Raw genomic sequence first — 12,630 nt, forward strand, 5'->3', positions numbered from 1 at the left:
GCGGCAAACCGCCGCGCGCGGGCTTCAGCCCGTCTCCGCCTTGCTTCCCAGGGTCACCATCTCACGGCGCGCGAAACACAGATCCTCCCAGGCCTTGGCCTTGTCCCACTGGTTGCGCAGCAGATAGGCCGGATGGTAGGTGACCACCACCGGGGTGCCGCGGTAGTCGAAGCGCTTGCCCCGTGCGGCACCGATGCGCACTTCCGTATCCAGCAAGGCCTGCGCCGCCGGTCGCCCCAATGCGACGATGAGCTGCGGCTGCAGCAGTTCGATCTGGCGGGCGAGAAAAGGCAGGCATGCGGCGATCTCGTCCGCTTCCGGCGTGCGATTGTGCGGCGGGCGGCACTTGACCGCGTTGGCGATGTAAACATCTTCCCCGCGCTGCAATCCGACCGACGCCAGCATGTTGTCGAGCAGGCGCCCCGCGGCACCGACGAAGGGTTCGCCGCGCTTGTCCTCTTCCGAACCCGGCCCCTCGCCGACGAACAACCAGCGCGCCTTGCGGTCGCCGACGCCGGGAACCGCCTGGTGGCGTTTCTCGCACAAGCGGCAGGCGCGGCAGGCGCGGATCTCGGCCTCCAGTGCATCCCAGTCCATGGCGCCGATGCGCGCGATCCGCTCGGGGTCGGCGCCTGCGGATGGCGACGGCGGGGGCACCGGTCTTGCCGGCGCCCTGTCTGCGGGCTGCGACTCGGCGCGATTGACGCCCAATGGCGGCCGGGCAGTCGGGAGTCGCTCCGCAGGCGCCTGCCGCAGGGCTGCGACCTCGACGGGCCGTGGCGCCTCCTCGACCGGCGCTTCCGGTTCCGCGCCATCGTCCACCGCTTCGACGTCAGCGGCCGAACGCAGGCGCCAGAGCGGGCCGAGTCCGAGTTCGCGCAGCAGGGCGTCGCGACGATAAGGAATCACAGCGACAACCTCATCACGATCGCATCCTCCCGCCCGCCCGGCGCCGGGTAATAACCCTTGCGCCGGCCGATCGCCTCGAAGCCGGCGCGCCCGTAGAGCGCGCGCGCAGCCAGGTTGGACGGACGCACTTCCAGAAAGAACTGCGACGCCCCGCCTTCCCGCGCCCGCCCGCACAGGAACGCCAGCAAGGCGGCCCCCAGCCCGCGTCCCTGTGCGGCGCGGGCAACGCTGATATTGAGCAGGTGAGCCTCATCCAGCACCGAGAGCATTACCGCATAGCCGCAACGCTGGCCGTCCACATGCTGGACCCATGCGCTGTAGCCGGCGCCAAGCGAATCGCTGAAGTTGCCCCGCGACCAAGGATAGGGATGCAGCTCGGCCTCGTTCGCGACGACCCAGTCCAGATCGGTGTCCGACATCGGCACGTAGGTCGGTGCCGCCATCTGGCGACCGGACGCCTCCCCCGCTTGCGGACCGTTCACGCCCGTCCTCCGCGGGCCAGGCGTTCGGCGGTGGTCAGCGCAACCTTGTCCCTGACGTACAAGGGTGCGGCCAGCTCGGGGGCGAGCAATGCACCGCGGCGAAGCTCGGGCAGGGCAAGACGGGCGACATCGCCGGCACGGGGCGCGGCAGCGGGCTGCACGCCGCACAGCTGTGCTCCGAAACGCTCCGCAAGTGCGGGGTAGGCGGCAAAGCCGGAACCCAGCGCAAACCATTTCCCCTCGGGCAGCGCGACGGCTTCGGGCGGTGCGCAGCGCGGCGCCTGGACTGTCGCCAGCACGCCCTCGCGGCGCTCGTACGCGGCAAAGTAGATCTCGTTCATGCGGGCATCGGTGGCCACGAACAGCCGGTCGCCTTCGCCCTGCAAGGCGAGCGCCGCAAGACTGCAGACCGGCACGACGCCGAGCCCCGCCCCAAGTGCCAGTCCCTGCGCCGCGGCGCAGGCCAGGCGCAGGCCGGTGAAGGCGCCCGGCCCGCTGCCGAAGGCGACAGCGTCGAGATCCTGCAGGCCCATGCCGGCATCGGCAAGCAAGGAGCGGATTTCCGGCAGCAGATGGGCGGAATGATTGGCCTGTCCGACAAGTTCCCTCTCGAACATGGCATCGCCGGCAAGCAGCGCGATACTGCCGTGCTCGCAGGAGGTTTCGATGGCAAGAATTTTCATGGCCGCGCCATTCTAGCCGCTCACGCCGCCGGGCCGGAATTCCGAAGTCGGATGCGCAGGCCTCGGGCCGGAAGATGACGCGCCACGTCCCGGCAGGCTCAGGGGCGGATCAGCGAAGCGTATCGTCGGGATAGGCGCTGCGGACCGCACGCAGCAACTCGAGCCGGAACGCGCTGCGCTCCTCGGCAGTCAGCCGGCGGCGTTCGAGGACGCCGCTGTTCAGCTCGTCGTCGTTGAGCAGGGCGCGCCTGACCTCGACATGCCTGGCGTCCTCCAGCGGCTCGGGAAAGACCGCCGCTTCGTCGCCGACCATCTCCGACGCGTCATGCGCAGGAATGACGATGAGCATCTCGGCCGGCGCTTCGACCGAAGCTTCGGACGGTGCCGTCTGTGCCATGTCGTGCTGCACTTCCTGCGCATGGATCGCCGACACTGCCCCGAACACCAGCGCAACCGGCAGCAGGCGCGACAACACCCGCCTGCCGGCAGGCGCTTGACCACGACGCAGCGTCGATAGGACTGGGTTCATCATGGGATCAATTATATTTCGCGCAAAGGCATTCGAGAGAATGTCTGGTGTGGAAGATAGTCCGAATTGCGTACCTTGCGTCGAATGCGTCACGCCTCCGGCATCGACTTTGTAAGGGGATATTGCTCCAAAGGGACTACCTTACGAAGGGTTACGCGCCCGCTGCTTTGCCGCTTCCGGCGAGGCTGGCTCCGGCTCGAAGCTCAGGATAGGATTCGCCCCATGAATACCAAGATCCGATATCGCGTACTGCTGGTTGACGACGACGCCCGCCTGCGCGACCTGCTCTCCCGTTACCTTCAGGAACAGGGCTTCACCGTCAAGGCGGTCATCGACGCGCCCTCCATGGACCGAGCGCTGCATCGCGAGCACTTCGACCTGCTGGTGCTCGACCTGATGCTGCCAGGCGAAGACGGACTGTCGATCTGCCGCCGCCTCCGTGCGGCGGAGAACACGATGCCTATCATCATGCTCACCGCCAAGGGCGACGATGTCGACCGTATCGTGGGCCTGGAGATGGGCGCCGACGACTACCTGCCCAAGCCCTTCAACCCCCGCGAGCTGGTGGCACGCATCCACGCGGTGATGCGCCGCCAGCCGCCCTCCCTGCCGGGCGCGCCCACGCCCGAGGACGAGGTGGTGAACTTCGGCCGCATACGGGTCAATCTCGGCACCCGCACGCTGGTGCGCGACGAAGAAGAGATTTCGCTGACCACCGGCGAGTTTTCGCTCCTCAAGGTGCTGCTGCAGCATCCGCGACAGCCGCTGTCGCGCGACAAGTTGATGGAGCTGGCTCGCGGACGGGAGTACGGCGTCTTCGACCGCGCAATCGACGTTCAGGTCTCCCGCCTGCGCAAGCTGGTCGAGGACGACCCCGCCAAGCCCCGCTACATCCAGACGGTGTGGGGATTCGGCTATGTCTTCGTGCCCGACGAACCCAAGCCGGCCGACAGCGAATAACCCCAGCGTGCGTCTCCCGTCCTTGCTGAGGGCACGTGCACGGGGCCGGCGCATCCTGCGCTGGCTGCCGCACACGCTGCTCTGGCAGACCTTCCTGTCGATCGCCCTGCTGCTCGGATTGACGCTGGCGATCTGGTCGCAGATTTTCCGCTACTTCGAGGAACCCTCGCGGGCACGCGACCTCGCGCAGATGGTGGTCAGCGTGGTGAACCTCACCCGCACCGCGCTGATCAATGCCGAACCGCGCCTGCGCACCGACCTGCTGATCGACCTCGCCGCCCTCGAGGGCATCCGCATCTATCCTTCCGAAGCCACCGACGAACTGCAGCCCGTCCCGGACACGCGGCCGATGCGCCTGCTCACCGCGGAGATCCGCCGACAGCTGGGAGACCATACCCGCTTCGCCATGCGCTGGAAGACGCTGGATGGATTCTGGGTCAGCTTCCGCCTTCATCCCGAGGACCCCGACGAGTACTGGGTGATGCTGCCGCGCGAACGCCTGCAGAAGCATCACGCGCTCGAATGGCTGGTGTGGGGCAGCGCCGCGCTGGTCGCCTCCCTGCTCGGCGCCTTTCTCATCGTCTCGCGCATCAGTGCACCGCTGCGCAGTCTGGCGCGCGCGGCGCGCATGGTGGGCAGCGGGCAGAACCCGCCCTTGCAGGAGGAAAGCGGCCCGGTCGAACTGGCGGTCGTCTCGCATGCCTTCAATCAGATGACCGGCGATCTGGCCCGCGCGGACGCCGACCGCGCGCTGATCCTGGCGGGCGTCTCGCACGATCTGCGCACCCCGCTGGCCCGTCTGCGGCTCGGCGTCGAGATGTCGGGCGCCCCGGAAGACGAAGTCACCGCCATGGTGGCCGACATCGAGGAAATGGACCGCATCATCGGCCAGTTCCTCGACTTCGGCCGCGGCGACCCGCAGGAAGCGATGCAGCCCGTCGACCTGGTCGAGCTTATCCGCGACCTGGCCGAACCCTACCGCTTGCGGGGCGTCGACATCGAACTCGACCTGCCGGACCGGCTGTCCCTCCCGGTCCGTGCCCTGCCGCTGCGTCGCGCCATCACCAATCTGATCGACAATGCCATCCGCTACGCAGGCAGCGAATCGCCGATCACGGTCGGCCTGAGCACCCAGTCCGGTGAGGTGGCCATCGAGATCGCCGACCGCGGCCCCGGCATCCCCCCCGACGAGGTCGAGCGCCTGCGCCGCCCCTTCACCCGCCTGGAGACCGCCCGCAGCAACACCAAGGGCGCCGGTCTCGGCCTGGCAATCGTCGAACGCGTGATGCGGGCCCACGGAGGCTCGCTTGATCTGCTGCCGCGCGAAGGCGGCGGCCTGAGCGCGATTCTGCGGCTCCCCGGCGGCAGGTCACGCTAGAATGAGCCTTCACGCGCCGCAACAACCGGACCCCGTTTTACCCACATGCAGACTGATACCCGTACCTTGCCGGTTCTGACCCCCTACGAGCAGATCGGCGGCGAACCCGCCGTGCGCGCGCTGGTCAAGCGCTTCTATGAACTGATGGACGCCTTGCCCGAGGCCTGGGACGTGCGCAGGATGCACGCCGAGGATCTCTCCGGTTCTGAGGAAAAGCTGTTCCTCTTCCTCTCCGGCTGGTTCGGCGGACCGAACCTCTACGTAGAGCGCTTCGGACCGCCCTTCCTGCGCGCCCGCCACCTGCCCTTCTCCATCGGTGCGGCAGAGCGCGACCAGTGGATGCTGTGCATGCAGCAGGCGCTCGAAGAGCTCGTCGGCGACAGCGAACTGCGCGGCAGCCTGCTGCAGTCCTTCACCGCACTCGCCGACCATATGCGCAACCGCGCCGAGGCGCCGCCGGCGGCGCACAATCACCAGCAGCTATAATCCACCCGCATGAAATTCCTGTTCGACCTCCTGCCCGTCATCCTGTTCTTCGGCGTCTACAAGCTCGCCGGCGCCAACGAGGACGCCGCCTTCCAGATGGCCGGCGCCTGGCTGGGCGACGGCGTCACCGCCAAGCAGGTCCCCATCCTGCTGGCCACCGTGGTGGCCATCCTCGCCACCTTCGGCCAGATAGCCTGGGTGTGGGCGCGCCACCGCAAGGTGGACACCATGCTGTGGGTGAGCCTGGGCATCATCGTCGTGTTCGGCGGCGCCACGCTGTTCTTCCACAACCCGACCTTCATCAAGTGGAAGCCGACGGCGCTGTACTGGCTGTTCGGCGCGGTGCTTGCCGGGTCCGCCCTGCTCTTCCGCCGCAACCTGATCCGCCGCATGCTGGAAGCGCAGATCCAGCTGCCCGACGCCGTGTGGGAGCGTCTGAACCTCGCCTGGGCGGCCTTCTTCTTTGCCATGGGCGGCATCAATCTTTACGTGGCCTACAGCTTCTCCGAGGAGGCCTGGGTCAACTTCAAGCTCTTCGGCGGCATGGGGCTGATGCTGGCCTTCGTGCTTGCCCAGGGCTTCTTCCTGTCCAAATACCTAGAAGAGGATCCCCAACAATGATGTTCTACGCCATGATCGGCGAGGACGCCCCGGGCACGCTGGATGCCCGCATGGCGGCCCGTCCGGCCCACCTCGCCCGCCTCGAGGCCCTGCGCGACGAAGGCCGCCTGCTGATTGCCGGCCCCATGCCGGCGATCGACTCGCCCGACCCCGGCCCGGCAGGCTTCGCCGGCAGCCTGGTGGTCGCGGAGTTCGCCTCGCAGGCCGACGCCGAGCGCTGGCTCGCCGAGGACCCCTACGTCAAGCAAGGCGTGTTCGCGCGCACCTCGGTGCGCCCGTTCAAGAAGGTGCTGCCTTGAACGTGCCCGAGCAGATCCGCGAGCGCCTGCTGCAGGCGCTCCAGCCGGTGTCGCTCGACATCGGCGACGACAGCGCGCTGCATGCCGGACATGCCGGTGCCCGATCCGGCGGCGGTCACTACCGCGTCGACGTCGTCTCGGACGCCTTTGCGGGCAAGAACCGGGTGGCCCGGCAGCGCATGATTTACGAAGCATTGGGCACGATGATGCAGCATGAAATCCATGCGCTCGCGATTCGTGCCCGGACGGCCGAAGAGGCCGCCAATCAACCCACCGACAAGGAAACTCGATGAAAGCACTGCCCAGCCGTCTTGCCCTGACCCTCATGGCCGGCCTGACCGCCCTGGCCGCCCAGGCTGCGGAGCCGACGGCAACCGTCAACGGCAAGGCCGTCCCGTCCTCGCGGCTCGAAGTCATGCTCACCGAACAGCGTGCCCAGGGCGCTCCGGACAGCCCGCAACTGCGCGAGGCGGTGCGCGAGGAACTGATCCGCCGGGAGATCCTCTCCCAGGAAGCCGCCAAGCTCGGCCTGGACAAGAAGACCGACGTGCAGGCGCAGATGGATCTCGCCCGCCAGGCCATCCTGATCCGCGCCTACCTGCAGGACTGGGTGAAGACCAACCCGGTCACCGACGCCGACATCCGCAAGGAATACGACCAGATCGTCGCGCGCATGGGCAGCAAGGAATACAACCCGCGCCACATCCTGGTGGAAACCGAGGAAGCAGCCAAGGACATCATCGCCAAGCTGCGCTCGGGCGCCAAGTTCGAGGACCTCGCCGCGCAGTCGATCGATCCGGGCTCCAAGGAGCGCGGCGGCGACCTGGGCTGGGCCAACCCCGGCATGTTCGTCAAGCCGTTCTCCGAGGCCATGGTGAAGCTGGAAAAGGGCGAGTACACCGCGATGCCGGTGAAGAGCGACTTCGGCTTCCACGTCATCCAGATGCAGGACATCCGCCCGACCAAGGCGCCGGCCTTCGACGAGGTCAAGCCGCAGCTGCAGCAGCGCATGCAGCAGCAGAAGGTGGAGCAGCACATTGTCGACCTGCGCGGCAAGGCCGAGGTGAAGTAAGCCTTTTGTAGCCGGACAAGGAAAAAGCCGACCCACGGGTCGGCTTTTTTGTTTCGTCCTTCATGCAAGGCGGCCTGGCATGCTGTCGCCGCCAGGCCGCCCTGCAATCAGAAATCTTCTTCGCTCAGTTCCAGCGCGCCGGCCGCGCCATTGACCACGGCGTAGGACAGGCCGGCGGCCTGCGACAGCACGTGATCCGCGTAGAAACGCGCAGTGACGATCTTGCTGCGGTAGAAGCCGGCGTCGCCGCTGCCCTCCTCCAGACGGCGAGCGGAAACCAGCGCCGCACGCGCCATCTGCCAGCCGCCGGCAACGATGCCGAACAGCTTCAGGAAGGGTACCGAACCCACGTGGGCGGCCTTGATGTCCTGGCCGTAGGTCGCGACGATGTAGGACGCCGCCTCTTCCAGCGCCTTGACGCCTTCGCCCAGCGAGCGGCGGATCGCCGCCATGGCCTCACCCTGCGCCTCGCCCAGTTCGGCTTCCACCTTGCGCATCTCGGCGATCACGCCCTTGATCGTCTCCCCGCCTTCGCGGGCGATCTTGCGGCCGATCAGGTCGTTGGCCTGGATTGCGGTGGTGCCTTCGTAGATCGGCGTGATGCGGGCGTCGCGCAGATGCTGCGCCGCGCCGGTTTCCTCGATGAAGCCCATGCCGCCATGCACCTGCACGCCGGTCGAGGCGATATCCACCGAGTTTTCGGTGCACCAGCCCTTGACCACCGGGATCATCAGGTCGACGAAAGCCTGATTCTGCGCACGCACCGCGTCATCCGGGTGCATGTGGGCCATGTCGGTGGCCGCGCCGACGACATAGGCGAGCGCCCGCATCGCTTCGGTCTGGCTCTTCATGGACATCAGCATGCGGCGCACATCCGGGTGATGCAGGATGTTCACCTTGGGGCCGCCACGCACACCGACTTCGGTGCCCTGCACGCGGTCCTTGGCGTACTGCAGCGCGTGCTGGTAGGCACGCTCGGACAGCGCCAGGCCTTCCATGCCGACGGCGAAGCGCGCCTCGTTCATCATGATGAACATGTACTCCAGGCCGCGGTTCGGCTCACCGATCAAGGTGCCGACCGCCCCGCCGTTGTCGCCGAAGGCCAGCACGCAGGTGGGGCTGGCGTGGATGCCGAGCTTGTGCTCGATGGACACGCAATGCACGTCGTTGCGCGCGCCCGGCGTGCCGTCGGCGTTCACCATGAACTTCGGCACCACGAACAGCGAGATGCCCTTCACGCCTTCCGGTGCGTCCGGCAGGCGGGCCAGCACCAGGTGGATGATGTTGTCGGTGAGGTCGTGCTCGCCGTAGGTGATGAAGATCTTCTGGCCGAAAATCTTGTAGGTGCCGTCGCCCTGCGGTTCGGCACGGGTGCGCACCGCGGCCAGGTCGGAGCCGGCCTGCGGTTCGGTCAGGTTCATGGTGCCGGTCCACTCGCCGCTCACCATCTTCGGCAGGTACATGTCCTTCTGCTCGTCGGTGCCGCGCAGCATCAGCGCCTCGATGGCACCGGTGGTCAGCATCGGACACAGCGAAAAGGCCATGTTGGCCGATTTCCACATCTCCATCACCGCGGTGGAGATCAGCTTGGGCAGGCCCTGGCCGCCGTACTGCGGGTCGCAGGCCAGCGCGGTCCAGCCGGACTCGGCGAACTGGGTGTAGGCGTCCTTCCAGCCCGGCGCGGTCGACACCTGGCCGTCCTTCCACTTGGCGCCTTCCTGGTCGCCGATCTTGTTCAGGGGGGCCAGCACGCCGCCGGCAAACTTGCCGGCCTCGTCGAGGATCGCATCCACCAGATCCGGGGAGACTTCCTCGCATCCGGGCAGGCCGGCCACGCCTTCGAGGTTGGCCAGTTCGCGCATCACGAACTGCATGTCACGGATCGGTGCGGTGTATTGACTCATTTGACTGTTCGCTCCACATGGTTTTGTTGTCGATGCGCGGCCCCTGCAACCGCACCTACTGCGCCTGCCGAGGCAGGTACTACTTCCGGACGAGATATCGGCGGTCGTCGAAGGCCGCCACCCACTCGGGCCGGTACACAACCATCAGCGTGATCACCCCGCCGCTGATCCAGCCCTCGGAGAAACCGAGCAGCAGGAAGTACGGCAGGTAGTCACTTGCCAGAAAAGCGGCCTCGTAGGCGCCCGCCGCCACCATGACGCCCGAGGCCACCAGCCCCTGCAGCATCACGGTGAGCGCGGCGCCGAAGAAGCCGGCGACGAAGACGAAGACGAAGAAATGTGCCGGCAGGAAGCGTTCGATCAGCTTGTGCAGACGGTGGGCCAGTACCACCGGCACCACCACCATCAGCAGGAAGTTGATCGGCCAGGCCTGCCATTCGATGGCGCCGTTGAGCGTGATGCCGGTGAGTGCCAGCGCCAGCGTCACGATGGCCAGTTGCGGCCCCAGGGCCAAGGTGGCGGCCATCGCGCCCATCAGGTGCAGGTTGAGGCCGGGCTTGACCCCGGCCTTCAGGCTCCACATCAGCATCAGGCCTACGGCGAAGCCCAGCAGCAGGTTGAGCTGCGTGCCGGACTTCAGCCGCCCCCAGGGGGCGGTGCGCCACACCAGCCAGCCGACCGCGACCGAAAGCACCAGCGCGGACCAGTGCCAGGTTGCGGAGAAAAGTCCGGCCGACAGATTCATCGCACGCCCCGCCGGGGTCCGGCAGGCCTCACAGCGCCTTGGTCAGCTCCGGCACCACCTCGAACAGGTCGCCCACCAGGCCGTAGTCCGCCACCTGGAAGATCGGTGCTTCCGGATCCTTGTTGATCGCCACGATCACCTTGGAATCCTTCATGCCTGCCAGGTGCTGGATCGCGCCGGAAATACCCACCGCGAGGTAGAGTTGCGGCGCGACGATCTTGCCGGTCTGGCCCACCTGGTAGTCGTTGGGCACGTAGCCCGCATCGACCGCGGCGCGGCTCGCGCCGAGCGCGGCGCCCAGCTTGTCGGCCAGCGGCTCGAGCAGGGCGTGGTAGTTCTCACCGCTGCCCAGCCCGCGACCGCCGGAGACGATGGTCTTGGCCGCGCCCAGCTCGGGGCGCTCGCTCTTGGTGAGTTCCCGGCCAACCAGCCTGGAAACGCCCAGATCGGCGCCAGCGGAGAGATTTTCCACCGCGGCCGATCCGCCTTCGGCAGCCGCCTCGAAGGCGGTGGTGCGCACGGTGATCACCTTGACCGCATCGGCGCTCTTCACGGTGGCCATGGCGTTGCCGGCATAGATCGGGCGCACGAAGGTGTCGGCACCCTCGACCGCGACGATGTCGGAAATCTGCGCGACGTCCAGCAGCGCAGCCACACGCGGGGCGACGTTCTTGCCGAAGGAGCTGGCGGGCGCGAGGATGTGGCTGTAGCCGGCGGCATTGGCCACCACCAGCGCCGCCACGTTCTCGGCCAGCTGCGCCTCGTAGTGCGGCGCGGCGGCGCACAGCACCTTGCTCACGCCGGCCAGCTTGGCTGCCGCGCTGCAGGCGCCCTCGCAACCCTGGCCCGCCACCAGCACGTGGACCTCGCCGCCGATCGCGGCGGCAGCCGTCACGGTATTGAGCGTGGCGGCCTTGATGGATTGATTGTCGTGTTCAGCAATAACCAGGATCGCCATCTCAGATCACCTTCGCTTCGTTCTTGAGCTTGTCGACAAGTTGCGCGACATCCGCAACGCGCACACCGGCACTGCGCTTGGGCGGCTCGGCCACCTTGACGGTCGCCAGGCGCGGCGCCACGTCCACCCCGAGGTCTTCGGGCTTGGTGGTGTCGAGCGGCTTCTTCTTGGCCTTCATGATGTTGGGCAGCGTGGCGTAACGCGGCTCGTTCAGGCGCAGGTCGGTGGTGATCACCGCCGGCAGCGTGAGCTCCAGGGTTTCCAGACCACCGTCGATCTCGCGGGTCACCGTCGCCTTGCCGTCGGCCAGCGTCACCTTGGAGGCGAAGGTGGCTTGCGGCCAGCCCATCAGCGCAGCCAGCATCTGGCCGGTCTGGTTGGCATCGTCGTCGATCGCCTGCTTGCCGCAGATCACCACCTGGGGCGCTTCCTTGTCGCACAGCGCCTTGAGCAGCTTGGCGACCGCCAGCGGCTGCAGCTCGACGTCGGTCTCGACCAGGATGCCGCGGTCGGCACCGATGGCCATCGCCGCGCGCAGGGTTTCCTGGCAGGCGCCCACGCCGCAGCTCACCGCCACCACCTCGGTGGCCACGCCGGCTTCCTTGAGCCGCACCGCTTCTTCCACCGCGATCTCGTCGAAGGGATTCATCGACATCTTGACGTTGGCGATATCCACGCCGGTGCCGTCAGCCTTGACCCGCACCTTGACGTTGTAATCGACCACACGCTTGACCGGAACCAGTATCTTCAAAGCCGTGCTCCTCTTCCGTGTATTCAGGTTGCTATTGTTCGAGCGGTCATTATGTCATTGCGCAAAAGCGTTTGACACCTGCGTCGCCCGCCGGGAGAATCGATCGTATTCCATACGCCCCGGTATGGTGGCGTACGGTAGCGTATGGTCCCGGATTCGTCAATACTACCCCGTATGGAAAACACTCCCGTGAAACAACGTGTACAACTCGATCGCGATGCCTGGGTGCAGGCCGCCATCGAGGTGCTCGCCGAAGAAGGCGTGGCCGGGCTGCGCGTCGAAGTGCTGGCCAAACGCCTCAAGGTCACCAAAGGCAGCTTCTACTGGCATTTCCAGGACCGCCGGGACCTGCTGCTCGCAGTGCTCCACTACTGGAAGGATGGCCGGATCCGCGACATCGTCAAGCAGACCCGCGCCCAAACCGGGCGGGAACTGGAACAGATCTACCACGTGATCGACATCTACAGCACCACGCGCAGCCGGCGCGGGATGATGATCGAGCTCGCGGTGCGCGACTGGGCCCGGCGCGACGCGGAAGCCGCGGCCATCGTCGCCGAGGTGGACGATACCCGCCTGCGCTGCGCGCGCGACCTGTTCCTGGCCTGCGGCGTACCGATGGAAGAGGCTTCCAGCCGCTGCATGCTGCTCTACGCCTACGTGTTCGGCCTGTCGCTGATGATCTACGACAAGTTCGACAGCGACACCACCCGGCTGAAGCGCGACATCGCCGACCTGATCGCCCGTTCGAACGCAATGGCGCCCGCGCGCGAAACGACGGAATAGCCGCCCGTCTCATCCTGACACGATATGTGCGACTACGCGTCAGAGTGCAGCGGACGCTTCGGGCAGAACG

The 12,630-nt window shown here is 67.0% G+C and carries 16 protein-coding genes; 8 read left to right on the forward strand and 8 right to left on the reverse strand.

Annotated features, from left to right (window positions below):
• Positions 1 to 24 precede the first annotated feature (24 nt).
• From IAI53_RS06230 to IAI53_RS06245, 4 genes are all read right to left on the reverse strand, one after another.
• The gene (locus IAI53_RS06230; protein WP_187717971.1) at positions 25 to 906 is read right to left on the reverse strand and encodes a uracil-DNA glycosylase; all 882 of its coding nucleotides are present in this window, start codon (positions 904 to 906) and stop codon (positions 25 to 27) included.
• Positions 906 to 1,352, reverse strand: a complete 447-nt coding sequence (gene rimI, locus IAI53_RS06235) for a ribosomal protein S18-alanine N-acetyltransferase (protein ID WP_187717972.1) — start codon at positions 1,350 to 1,352, stop codon at positions 906 to 908. Before rimI ends, IAI53_RS06230 begins: the two co-directional genes overlap by 1 nt.
• A gap of 35 nt (positions 1,353 to 1,387) precedes the next feature.
• Entirely contained in the window at positions 1,388 to 2,074 is a 687-nt protein-coding gene (gene tsaB, locus IAI53_RS06240; RefSeq protein WP_187717257.1) for a tRNA (adenosine(37)-N6)-threonylcarbamoyltransferase complex dimerization subunit type 1 TsaB, read from the reverse strand.
• 109 nt (positions 2,075 to 2,183) lie between these two features.
• A complete protein-coding gene (locus IAI53_RS06245) occupies positions 2,184 to 2,546 on the reverse strand; it encodes a hypothetical protein (RefSeq protein ID WP_187717258.1) in 363 nt (120 codons plus the stop codon).
• A gap of 279 nt (positions 2,547 to 2,825) precedes the next feature.
• Between IAI53_RS06245 and ompR the strand changes: the two genes are divergently transcribed.
• The 7 genes from ompR to IAI53_RS06280 are packed head-to-tail and all read left to right on the forward strand — an operon-like array spanning position 2,826 to position 7,419.
• Positions 2,826 to 3,563, forward strand: coding sequence for an osmolarity response regulator transcription factor OmpR (ompR, locus tag IAI53_RS06250; protein ID WP_187717259.1), 738 nt, complete (start codon positions 2,826 to 2,828; stop codon positions 3,561 to 3,563).
• Positions 3,564 to 3,570: 7 nt separating this feature from the next.
• A complete protein-coding gene (locus IAI53_RS06255; protein WP_349771893.1) occupies positions 3,571 to 4,941 on the forward strand; it encodes an ATP-binding protein in 1,371 nt (456 codons plus the stop codon).
• Between the two features lie 45 nt (positions 4,942 to 4,986).
• A complete protein-coding gene (locus tag IAI53_RS06260; RefSeq protein ID WP_187717261.1) occupies positions 4,987 to 5,427 on the forward strand; it encodes a group II truncated hemoglobin in 441 nt (146 codons plus the stop codon).
• A 9-nt stretch (positions 5,428 to 5,436) separates the two neighbouring features.
• A complete protein-coding gene (locus IAI53_RS06265; protein WP_187717262.1) occupies positions 5,437 to 6,048 on the forward strand; it encodes a septation protein A in 612 nt (203 codons plus the stop codon).
• Complete coding sequence (locus IAI53_RS06270) at positions 6,048 to 6,347, forward strand: YciI family protein (protein ID WP_187717973.1); 300 nt, start codon at positions 6,048 to 6,050, stop codon at positions 6,345 to 6,347. Before IAI53_RS06265 ends, IAI53_RS06270 begins: the two co-directional genes overlap by 1 nt.
• Positions 6,344 to 6,640, forward strand: a complete 297-nt coding sequence (locus tag IAI53_RS06275) for a BolA family protein (RefSeq protein WP_187717263.1) — start codon at positions 6,344 to 6,346, stop codon at positions 6,638 to 6,640. Before IAI53_RS06270 ends, IAI53_RS06275 begins: the two co-directional genes overlap by 4 nt.
• Positions 6,637 to 7,419: a peptidylprolyl isomerase gene (locus tag IAI53_RS06280; RefSeq protein ID WP_187717264.1), complete on the forward strand. Its 783-nt coding sequence runs from the start codon at positions 6,637 to 6,639 to the stop codon at positions 7,417 to 7,419. The genes IAI53_RS06275 and IAI53_RS06280 overlap by 4 nt, the downstream gene beginning before the upstream one ends.
• 107 nt (positions 7,420 to 7,526) lie before the next feature.
• Here the strand turns inward: IAI53_RS06280 and IAI53_RS06285 are convergent, their stop codons facing one another.
• The 4 genes from IAI53_RS06285 to IAI53_RS06300 all read right to left on the reverse strand — a co-directional run bounded on the left by IAI53_RS06285 (position 7,527) and on the right by IAI53_RS06300 (position 11,777).
• Positions 7,527 to 9,323, reverse strand: a complete 1,797-nt coding sequence (locus IAI53_RS06285; protein ID WP_187717265.1) for an acyl-CoA dehydrogenase — start codon at positions 9,321 to 9,323, stop codon at positions 7,527 to 7,529.
• A 79-nt stretch (positions 9,324 to 9,402) separates the two neighbouring features.
• Positions 9,403 to 10,068: an energy-coupling factor ABC transporter permease gene (locus IAI53_RS06290; RefSeq protein ID WP_187717266.1), complete on the reverse strand. Its 666-nt coding sequence runs from the start codon at positions 10,066 to 10,068 to the stop codon at positions 9,403 to 9,405.
• 28 nt (positions 10,069 to 10,096) lie between these two features.
• Complete coding sequence (locus IAI53_RS06295; protein ID WP_187717267.1) at positions 10,097 to 11,026, reverse strand: electron transfer flavoprotein subunit alpha/FixB family protein; 930 nt, start codon at positions 11,024 to 11,026, stop codon at positions 10,097 to 10,099.
• Between the two features lies 1 nt (position 11,027).
• Positions 11,028 to 11,777: an electron transfer flavoprotein subunit beta/FixA family protein gene (locus IAI53_RS06300; protein ID WP_187717268.1), complete on the reverse strand. Its 750-nt coding sequence runs from the start codon at positions 11,775 to 11,777 to the stop codon at positions 11,028 to 11,030.
• A gap of 174 nt (positions 11,778 to 11,951) precedes the next feature.
• On the opposite strand from IAI53_RS06300, the gene IAI53_RS06305 reads away from it, so the two are divergent.
• The gene (locus IAI53_RS06305) at positions 11,952 to 12,560 is read left to right on the forward strand and encodes a TetR/AcrR family transcriptional regulator (protein ID WP_187717269.1); all 609 of its coding nucleotides are present in this window, start codon (positions 11,952 to 11,954) and stop codon (positions 12,558 to 12,560) included.
• Positions 12,561 to 12,630: the final 70 nt, after the last annotated feature.

Source organism: Thauera sedimentorum (assembly GCF_014489115.1).
GTDB lineage: Bacteria > Pseudomonadota > Gammaproteobacteria > Burkholderiales > Rhodocyclaceae > Pseudothauera > Pseudothauera sedimentorum.